10 protein-coding genes are annotated in these 10674 nt (G+C 50.8%); all 10 read right to left on the bottom strand.

What is annotated here, in order from left to right:
• Positions 1-108: 108 nt before the first annotated feature.
• Positions 109-504: a VOC family protein gene (locus tag AC1DWB_RS28760; RefSeq protein WP_477544531.1), complete on the bottom strand. Its 396-nt coding sequence runs from the start codon at positions 502-504 to the stop codon at positions 109-111.
• Between the two features lie 14 nt (positions 505-518).
• Positions 519-986: an SRPBCC family protein gene (locus AC1DWB_RS28755; protein WP_477544532.1), complete on the bottom strand. Its 468-nt coding sequence runs from the start codon at positions 984-986 to the stop codon at positions 519-521.
• 74 nt (positions 987-1060) lie between these two features.
• The gene (locus AC1DWB_RS28750; protein WP_477544530.1) at positions 1061-1399 is read right to left on the bottom strand and encodes an ArsR/SmtB family transcription factor; all 339 of its coding nucleotides are present in this window, start codon (positions 1397-1399) and stop codon (positions 1061-1063) included.
• 514 nt (positions 1400-1913) lie between these two features.
• Entirely contained in the window at positions 1914-3008 is a 1095-nt protein-coding gene (locus tag AC1DWB_RS28745) for a sialidase family protein (protein ID WP_477544529.1), read from the bottom strand.
• Positions 3009-3056: 48 nt separating this feature from the next.
• Entirely contained in the window at positions 3057-4352 is a 1296-nt protein-coding gene (locus AC1DWB_RS28740) for a Gfo/Idh/MocA family protein (protein WP_477544528.1), read from the bottom strand.
• A 30-nt stretch (positions 4353-4382) separates the two neighbouring features.
• Positions 4383-5213, bottom strand: coding sequence for a carbohydrate ABC transporter permease (locus AC1DWB_RS28735; protein ID WP_477544527.1), 831 nt, complete (start codon positions 5211-5213; stop codon positions 4383-4385).
• Positions 5206-6084 (bottom strand): carbohydrate ABC transporter permease, encoded by an 879-nt coding sequence (locus AC1DWB_RS28730; RefSeq protein ID WP_477544526.1) that lies wholly within the window; start codon positions 6082-6084, stop codon positions 5206-5208. The genes AC1DWB_RS28735 and AC1DWB_RS28730 overlap by 8 nt, the downstream gene beginning before the upstream one ends.
• Positions 6085-6149: 65 nt before the next feature.
• Positions 6150-7445, bottom strand: coding sequence for an ABC transporter substrate-binding protein (locus tag AC1DWB_RS28725; RefSeq protein ID WP_477544525.1), 1296 nt, complete (start codon positions 7443-7445; stop codon positions 6150-6152).
• Between the two features lie 175 nt (positions 7446-7620).
• Positions 7621-8613, bottom strand: coding sequence for a LacI family DNA-binding transcriptional regulator (locus AC1DWB_RS28720; protein ID WP_477544524.1), 993 nt, complete (start codon positions 8611-8613; stop codon positions 7621-7623).
• Between the two features lie 180 nt (positions 8614-8793).
• The coding region (locus tag AC1DWB_RS28715; protein ID WP_477544523.1) for a DUF4838 domain-containing protein at positions 8794-10674 on the bottom strand (1881 nt) is incomplete at its 5' end.

Raw genomic sequence — 10674 nt, 5'->3', positions numbered from 1 at the left:
CGTCTAACCGTAACTTTATCGCCAAATACCGATTGAAAAATGTAGAACCAACCCACAATCTGCCGTGGGTTGGTTTTACTTCTCACCTCAATAATAACGAACATTACTTCATAATTGTTTCGGCAGATTCAACTGCCAGGACACTCCATAACGGTCTTCCACCCAAGCGAATTTTTCGCTAAACGGGGATGCAGCTAAGGGCATATAGACTTTACCGCCATCAGACAATCCTTCAAACAGCTTGTCAATTTCTTCAGCGGTATCACAGACTACAAATATGGAAATGGCAGGTGTAAAACTCCATTCATGTTGTACGGTGCTATCAATACACATGTACATTTGATTCTTGATGGTGAACGTGGCATGCAGAACTTTGCCGTTCTCATGATGAAGGATATTGATGATCTGCGATTGATCGAATAGCGAGGTGTATAAGTTCATAGCCTCCTCTGCTTGTCCGGTGAACGTCATAAAGGTCATGGTTTTTTGAATATTCTGTTCCATTTTCCAACAACTCCTTAATGTAATTTTCTGCTTTTTCCAAGAATCTTATCCAATCTATTGAACATGCTGCTCCAACCTTTTTCCGTGCTTCTTTTGTAGGCAGCTAGCATCTCTTGAACTTGTCCGGTGGATGCATTCTCTTTGTGCGGTACCTGGATTTCCTGGGTAAGCGTAAGCTGACAGCCCTGTTCAAGAGGGATAATGTCAATAATGACACGGTCGATCGTCGAACTCAATTGAGCGATTCTGAAGGTGAATACAAGTCGATGCGGACGGTCAATCTCCACATATTCTCCATCCCCTACATAATCAATTCCTTTCATCCGATTCACTATGGTATACTTCCCCCCAATTCGCGGATCTATCTCTACTCGTCTCCCGCTTGGATCGCTAGACGGCGTAGTAAATAGCCAACGGGTTGCGAACTCAGGGTTTARCCAGGCGTCGAATACTCGCTCCGGTGGTGCGCTGAATTTTCGGATAACTTGTGCTTTAACATGAGCAATCCTGTCCAGTTCGCTTCCTCCTTACCTGTGCCAATAGGGTCGATCCGAAATCAAATGTCATCTTCTAATCGGTTCAATTCCCGCTCCAGCGTATCGAGTTGTTCATTCCAGAAGGTTTCGTAGAATCGGATCCACTCGTGGGCGGAAGCCAGTGCAGCTGGATCGAGGCGGCATATATGTGTGCGGCCCCGAACGGTTCGCTGGATTATTTGAGCTTCCTCCAAAACCTTGATGTGCTTGGACGCTCCAGCTAGTGACATCTGATGGGGCGTGGCTAACTCAGTCACCGTGAGGTCTTGTATTGCTAATCGTCGTATCATCTCCCTTCGGGTCGGGTCAGCCAATGCCCGAAATACATTGTTGAGTCGTTCGATTTGTGCTTCGCCCATGATGTTGCCACCTTATTGCAATTTATTAACCACATGGTTAAATATACATCAAATGCAATCGTTAATCAACCGTTTGGTTGAATATTAGTTTAAAAAGCGACAAATGAAAACACCAGCTTACCGCGCGCCATTGCCGACGGATCGAAAGCTCACCGCTTTGGCTTTCACGAATATATCGTTACCGAAGCTATGTTTATAAACATATTCAACGACTTCCGACAGCGTAAACTCATCCCATAATTCAACTAGATAATGAATGAAAAACCGGCCTTCATAAAAGGTCGGTTTATTTATCGATTCAGAATGATTAACTTCGCTGATTGTTCATCATCTCGGTATACGTACTGCGTCAAAGGACGCCGTTAGGCGTTTATCTTTATTGGGTTAGCATTATGGATTGGGCAGAACGGTTGCAGCCCTACCAGGTTTTCGCTCTATTTGCGAATCTCCGAAAAATAGCATATTTTACTGATATCGACAATCCCAAAGCTCTTTCGGGCAGTAGAGGGGCGTTTCACCATTCCAGACTAGCCAGTGGAATCTTCCTTACCTTCAACCGGGCCAAGCAGATGCCGTCCTCCGCTTCGCCGGCGCAATAAGCCAATAGTAGCGAGTCCGACGTTGCGTGGATCGCCGTGTAGCAATAGCCGCCTCTGTCCTCATCGCACTCCACCGCGAAATGACCACCCCACGTCCGCCCATCGTCCTTGCTAATTGCACCGACCAGCGGTGTCCGCCCCCAAGTATGCCGCTCGGTGACCCGTGTTTCGTAGTTCGGCACCGGATTCCAGACGGCCACCAGACAACCGTTGCCGGGCATCCGCTTCATCGACAGCGGGGAATTGGGCGATGTGAAGCGCGAAGGCGCCGGTTGGCTCCACGTTTCTCCCGCATCGACAGAAAACATCTCATACTGCCGCCCCAAGTCCGTCCGCGCCCATGCCCACAAAGCACCGCTTCGTAGCTCGATGACACCGGGCTCTTGCAGGCCGCTGCCGGAATGCGCCACGAAGAGAGCGGCGCAGCCTTGGGCTTCCCGCCACGTGTACCCATCATCGTCAGATAGGAAGAAGTATGCTATACCTCGCCCGTCGAACGATTTCCAATCCGTTTGGCTGTCACCTCTCATCTTGTGCAGACTGCACGGGACGATCAACCGCCCCGAAGCTAACCGGATGACGCGGTCATTATTCGTAACGTAGTAACCTAGCCCGGGCACACAGCAGACGGGCGCACTCCAGGTGCGGCCTTCGTCAGTCGAGCGACGCAGGTGAAGCCGCGTATCATGCCAGCCGCGGCGGAGCACATAGAACAGCCCAACATCACCGTTCGCCATCCGCAGCAGCGACACGCTCATGATGTTCCGCACGTCGTGATCCTCCGGCCGCGCTATCGTCTCCTCCTCCGACCATGTATCACCGTTGTCGGAGGAATATCGCACCGCGATGCTTGCCTTCGCGTTGTCATCCGCGGACTCTCCAGTAAAGAGGCTGTATGCGAACAGCATCCGCCCATCGTTCAACTCCACGAACGCTCCCTCGCTGTTCCGGGGATTGCCAGGAGCGGGACGCAAATCCAACACCACTGAACCTTTTTGCTCCAATCTCATATAGATCGCTTCCTAACTGTTATATGATTTTCCTATGGCTGCGCTCCCCTACTGGGGAATCTTGATCAAATCCTGGATATGAACAGGCTGGCCAGTCTGCATGGAACGATTGCCTGCAATACCGGTCAGAATCGACATAGCCCCTTCCACATGGGAGGCTGCACGGTGAAATGGGTCTTCGGGCGGGTCCGGATTGAACAAATCCGCGAGCAGGAGCGGGTCGCCTCCTCCATGTCCGCCTGCGCTTTCTTCGACTCGTACGTCATACGGAGCGCCGAACATCGGATGTACGGTGATTCGTTTCTCCAGTAGCGCACCCTCATCCGACTTCTCGCCGCCGGAATTAATGTAAGACTGCTCGACAATTTTGGCTTCGATCCGGCCTTTACTGCCATTGATATGGACGATGTAGCCCTCCCACGGCATGTAAGCGTGAAGCGAGTAATTAAGCGTCGCTCGGTTGTCGTATTGCACGAGTACCGCCATCGTGTCCTCTATGTTGATGCCATCTCCGAACACGCTCTGGTCGCGCTGATAGCCATCCGCCTTCTCGGCATCCAGGTACATGTTCTTCAGATGGTCATTCTGCTCCAGATCAATCGCGAATGGGTCGGTTCGGGCCAGCTCATTACCATGAGCCCTCTGATAGAACTGCGTCTCCCCTCGCTGCTCCGCATTCTCCCGTCCATAGAACCGCAAATTCCCAACCGCATACACCGTCTTCGGACGCGTATCCAGCCAGAAGTTAACCAGGTCGAAATGGTGCGTCGACTTATGAACGAGCAGACCGCCGCTGTTGCGCTTATCCCGGTGCCACCTGCGGAAGTAATCCGCTCCATGCTCCGTATTAAGCAGCCATTCGAACTGGACGGAATATACCTGACCGATTGACCCGTTCAGGATCAACTCTCGGATTTTCGTGTTGTGGGGGGCGTAGCGGTAGTTAAATGTTACGCGAAGTTTACGCCCCGTCCTCGCTTCCGCATCCAATATCTCCTGGCACTTGTCCTCGTCTACGGTCATGGGTTTCTCTGTAATAACATCGCAGCCAAGCTCCATCGCTCGTATGATATATGTATGATGGGTACGGTCCATGGTGGTGACGATGACAATGTCCGGTCGCTCCCGCTCGATCATAAGCTCGAATTGATCGGAAGTATAAGTCATCACGGCAGCATGGCCGTATTTCTCGACGAGCAGGCGGTTCGTGTATGCCATGCGAATCGGATTCAGATCGCAGATCGCCGTCAGCTCACAGTTGTCTCGATAATCTTGAGCCATCGCCCCATAGAAAAACTCCGCTCTTCCACCCGTTCCGACTAGTACATATCTCTTTTTATTCATGCCTGATGCTCCCTTCTTGTTAATTAAACTTTAGCCCTTCAGACCACTCGAGGCGATCCCTTCCACGAACTGCTTCTGCGCCACGATGAAGATAAGAATAACAGGCAGCGTGACGATCACTGCGGCAGCCATGACGATCTGGGTCTGGACACCTGGTTGACTAGTCAAGAACAACAGACCGAGCGGCAGCGTGAACATATCTCTATCATGCAGATACAACAGAGGGCCGATCGTATTGCTCCAAGCTCCCATGAATGTGAACACCGCAAGCGCCGACAAGGCAGAACGCGATAGGGGAAAATAGATGCGCCATAAGATGCGCCAAGGGTTGCAGCCGTCTATTGTGGCCGCTTCGTATAGCTCGCGCGGCAAACTTTTATAAAACTGATGCAGCAGGAATATCCCGAACGCTCCAGCCAAAAAACTCGGGACGATCAACGGCATGTACGTATCAAGCCCGCCGAGCGATTTCCATATAAAATAGCCAGGAATCATCGTCACTTGAAACGGTAGCATCAATGTGGAAAGCATCGCGATGTAGATTGGTTTCTTCAGCTTGAAGTTAAACATCGCCAGCCCGAAAGCGACCATGGCGCACGAAAGTAATGTACCTACGATATCGAGCGAGACGATGAATAGACTGTTGACTGTATATCTTGCAAAGTTAACCTTGATCCAAACCTCCGCATAATTGCTCCACACGATTGGATTCGGGAACCATTGTGGCGGCAGCTTCGTAACGTTGCCCCCCGCCTTCAGAGAGGTAGACACCATCCAATAGAACGGCAGCAGCGTGAGGAGACCACCTACTATCAAGATCAGATGTACGAATGTATTTCGAATGGCGAACCTTTTACTCATAATGGACCCACCTCTTCTCGAAGCGTTTTTGCACGAGTGTAACGGCCATGATCAGGAGGAACAGCGCCCAGGACATCGCGGAGGCGTAACCCATCTTGGAGGTGAGGAACGCATACTTGTAAATCATAATGTTCGGCGTCAGCCTCTGATCCGCTACAATCTCCGGATTGCCGAGCATGATGAGAAAGACGTCGAACGCTTGAAATGCAGCAATCGTCGACAAGATGAATACGAGGAATATCATTGGCGAGACAATTGGGAACACAATTCTCCAGAACAATGTCCATCGCCCGGCCCCATCGAGCTCTGCGGCTTCGTATAACTCCTTCGAGACACCTTGAATGCCGGCCAGCAAGATAACCATTGAAGTGCCGATGCCTTTCCAGACGTTGACTAACGCGATACTTCCGATAGGGAGCCACCAATACTTGCTATCCAGCCAGTTAACCGGAGCTACATCGAACAGGCCGAGCCCATAATTGAGCAACCCGTAGGTTTTGTTCATGATCCATCTCCACATCGTGCCTCCCGCGAGCCAAGGCGTAACGACCGGCAGGAAGAAGATGACGCGATAAAAAGCTTTGGCCCGAATCGACTGATTGAGCAAAAAGGCGAGAACGAGCGCGATCAGCGTCTGTAAGGGGACGAATACAGCGGCGAAAACCAGGATGTTACGAACCGAGTACCAAAATGCCTTATCGTGAACGAGCCTGCTCCAGTTACTCATGCCAATCCATGCAGGTGGATTGAACATATCCCATTGCGAGAAAGTTAAGTAAAAGGAGAACAGAAAAGGGAAAGCGAAAAAGACGAGAAAATGAATGACGAATGGCAGGGTCAATATATAGCCCCAACGATTTTGCTTGTCCAAGCAGATCCCTCCTAAGAAGCCGAACGTATGAGAGGGAAGGGGTCACCCCTCCCCTCTATTGGATGTTATTTGTTTTGGTCCAGGATGCTTTGCACTTTATCCTGAATCATCTTCATGCCAGCCTCTGGCGCGATTTTCTGATTGAAAATATCGGCATAGATCGGTTGTGCGGCAAGCCGCCACTCGTTCCAGCTCGGATTCTCGTCCGTCGTGATGCCAGCTTCTTGGATGCCATCGCTGTATGCTTTTTTGTTCTTCGGGTTCGTATTGACATCCAGCTTCTCAATCGCCGATTTACGAATCGGAATTTCGGAGCCGCTCTTCGCGAGCCAAATTTGCGCATCTTCTTCGAGGTAGTACTTCAGGAATTGCCACGCTGCATCTTTGGCATCTTTCTTCGCTTTGGAGAAGATCAGCCAACTGTTCGTTACCATCGGTACGATCCGTTTGCCGTCGAAGCCTTTCGGCATGATAACCGTATCATAATCGAAATTCGGAAAGTCTTTGTTGATGAATGTCTGGTTGCTATACTGCATGAAGAACATAGCTGTTTTGCCAGATGCGAACGCTTTCCATTCTCCGCCAAACGCCGTATACAAGTCCGTATTCGGGCTGATGCCATCCTTCACCAAGCCGGCCCACGTTTTGATCCCTTCAACAGACAGCGGATCAGTGAACATAGCCTTCGTCTTCGTATCGTCCAGCACACGACCGCCCTTGGAGCGGGTCCACGGATACCAGCCTACTGTGATCGAACTTGAAGCGCTGAACCCGTATTGGTCCGTCTTACCATCACCGTTCGTATCCTTCGTTAGCTTCTTGGCGGCGTCAAGCAAGTCCTGATACGTCCAATCCTTGGTCGGGAACGGGATCCCCGCGTCCGTGAACATTTTCTTGTTATAGGCGAGCGCCACCGGGTTGATGCCATGCGGTACGCCGTAGACTTTGCCGTCCGTCGCTTTGGCTGCATACAAGGCGGTTGAATAATCGTCCGTCTTCAATTCATTCATGTACGTTGACAAGTCCTCAGCAACACCGCGTTTCCCATAGCCGAGAATGACTGCATTTTCTTGAAACCAAATGTCCGGTGCTGTGCTGCCAGCGATCTCCGCTTGGATTTTCCCCGTAAAGTCACCCCAAGGCGCTTCTACGATTTCGGTTTTGATATTGGGGTATTTGGCAATAAAGCCGTCGATGATTTCTTTCTTTGTTACGTCGTACGAGCCAGGTAATCCGATTTTTAAGGAAACTTCCTTCGGCTTCTCCGATGGGGTGCTTGTTTGACCACCCGTGTTTGTTGAGCAGGCTGACAATGAAAGCGATGTCAAAAGTGCGATGAGACCAACAGTCGTTTTTTTCATGGATACCCCTCCAATAATTAATGATAACGCTACTTAGGTTTGTTGTCGTTATGCCCTCCTAGATACTCCTTTCTATACGTTACACTAACACACGTGTACATAATAATTACAGGCATTTTATGTATATATCATAGCACACGTGTTCACAATGTGTAAACCTACCCTGTATAAATATTTACAGGGTAGGTGTGATCGCCGACTCCCTTACAACGAGCTGCGTCTTGATCTCCTCTACTTGCCAACCGCGCCCCTCATCCGATCCATATTGCGACAGCATATCGATAGCCCGTTCGGCTAATTGCTTGAGCGGGGGGCCGATCGTCGTGAGCGGCACTTCGAACAGCTGCAGTTCCGGAACGTCGTCGTATATGATGAGCGATATATCGTCTGGTACTCGGATCTTATGGCGTCGTAAGAGCTTGCTCAATTGGAAGAAGGCGATCTGGCTGTCCAATATGAGAGCTGTTGGTCTCCGGTCTCCGAGGAGGAGTTCGGTTACGGTCTGCTCGTCGAATGGCTCTTCAGCGGTCGGAGATTCCCCCACTTGCACCAGGAAATCCCGCCGGAAGTCTAGCTTGCAATCTACGATCCCCTGGGTAAAGCCTACCAACTTGTCCGTCGTCTGTCCAATGAAGCCAATATCGGTATGGCCCAGTCCTGCCAAGTGCCGTACGGCCTCGTATATGCCATGCCTTCTGTCTATTCTCAAACAATGCGCGTCCTCGATATTCCCTCCGCCCATCAACAGCATGTCACCTTTGAACAAAGCTTTCTCCTTCAGAAACTCTGCCGGCGGCTCCCAATCGGGAACAGCCCAATAGATCACATGATCGACGAACTGCTGGTTTAATGTACGCATCGCTACGACAGGCTCGTCTAGCGAGAGGAGTACGCTCATGCCCTTCTTCGCTGCCTCTTTCTGAATTTCCTTGCACAGGTTGTAGAAGAACATTGATTCGAACGCCGGCCATATCATGCCGATACAGTTCGATTTGCGCTCGGCCAGCCGTCTGGCAGCCAAATTCGGCACATAGTTCAATTGTTTGGCGATCCTAAGAATGTTTCGCCTCGTCTCCTCATTCACGCCAGGGTCGTCGTTCAACGCTCTCGATACCGTTGGATGGCTTACGCCGGCCATTTTGGCTATATCTTTAATAGTAACTGTCATTGGATAGGGAATGGCTCCTTTCTAAATGCTCAATTGGGATGATTCCCTCATTATATTACACGTGTGCACTTCATGTAAATCTCACGGATCCCTGCGACAATATTTCATGTGCAAAAAACCACCGCCAGACTGCACGGTGGTTCTAGCAACTACTCTCTCCCCAATCCAATTAGCTAAGCCTTAAGGTGCAGGCGTCCAGAACATGGCTGGTCCGACAATACCGCCCGTTCCCAATTCGTTCAGCGCCATATTGCCCACATCAATCGCGATCACGTTATTTTTGCCGAACTCCACCGCCCCGGTCGCATCGAATTCCCAAGAATTTTGCAGCGGCTTGCCTTCTTTGAGCACAGGCAGTAGCTTGCCATTCACCCAGACTTTGACGGTCTCATCGATATCTTCCAGCCATAAGCGGATCGGCTTGCCACTATATGAATTCGGAATCTTCACCGATGTCCGGTACCACGCATGACCTTTGTAATAACGCAAACCTTGGGCAGACCACGACTCGGAGGCCGTTTTCAGAGTCATCCAGGACTGCGTACCGAGTCCCGGCTTCCACAAGCCTAACTTCTCTCCTCCCCCATAGGGATCCAAGAATACTGACATCTCGTCAGGAAGCTTCGCAACAATGGTATTGCCTCCTGTTACACGGCTGTACCCCTCTTCGATCTTATTGCCCCAGAACCGCATAATGTAGCTCTGTGCTAGCGGATTCAAGATAACCGGGGAATGTGAGATCCCCTGTAGCGATAAGGCATTGACCCGATCTAATTGACGCTTCGCTTCGACAAAATCGAAATTGCTGTTCGCATCCAGCATCCCGATGAAGGCATCACCGAAGTCGTAAGCTGTCCGGACCATCGCTACGCGTTGGGCGTATACGGAGTCTCCTCGCACCTTCTTCTCCGCCTTGCTGAGCGCTTTCTCCATATCCTTCAAGACCGATTTCGTCAGAATATGAGGGAAATCCTGGGCACTGCCCGCGAAATAGTCGGCTTTTTCAAAGGCATTCTCCAACAGCTTGAAATGCTCGCGCATCGGTTCTGCCGCAGGCCCGTAAAACTTCTCGAAATAATCGTCCAAGAGAGCTTCTACGTCAAGCTCAGGGTTCCACATCATCTTGGCTGCCAAATACAAGCCGGGGCCTTGATATGCCCACGCTGGAAACACTTCCACCCGAATTCGCTCAATCCCATGGTCTTTGAAATAGGCGAATTCCGACTTGATCTGAGGAGTGATGGAGAACGGGAGGCTCGGCTCGGCCAGATCAAATAAATACCCTCTATACATAACCTTTACGCCTAATGCCTGCCAGCCCTCGATAATATTCTTCATATAGTCCCGTTCCCAGGAAAGAGGATTGTCAATAGCATGAAGGCGATCCAGATTGATCGGAGCCAGTACGGGTAGCAGCTTCGGATTCGGGATCTCGCGCACCGGGGGACGCATATCCAATGTGTAAGCGTAGAATGCGATGCCTACATTGGGATACTCCTTTTGCAATTCAGCCAGAACCAGATTGTAGAACTTGACGTAGCGATCAGTTACGGAAATCTGCCCAACCAGTGGATCGAGATCGTCCGCATCCCACGCCGTATGTCCGAAGCCATATGCATCATTGGGACCCATGCCTACATATTTCAGGGTTGGATCTGCCTTCAGCGTCTTCTTGGCGCCTTCCACGACACAGGCCAACACTTCCGGCTTGGACACGTCATATTGAGATGTCGGCTTGCCGTTCTCCTGAATGAACCAGTCTGGCTTTTCTGTCGACTTCACTGTACAGGGCAACCCATGCTTGCCGAAGTTCTCGCCGCCGAGTCGCATGAACTTGGCCCAGTCAGCCCCTTCCTTGGGGTTGTATACCTTGGGTACAGTTGCATGACCCGGATAGTTGTCGACTGGCACGAGCAGGCGAGTCGCATAGCCGGGATGCTGAATCGTATCCTGAAGCTTCACGCGGATGCTCGTCAAAGTCGGTACGACGGTACCGATCTCGCCGGGCATAATCCACCGTACACCGAGCTGCTCGAGCAGCTCATACACGGCGTACTGCGT

Source organism: Paenibacillus sp. P4_E11 (genome assembly GCF_056401635.1).
This window is presented reverse-complemented; position numbering and strand designations above follow the sequence as displayed.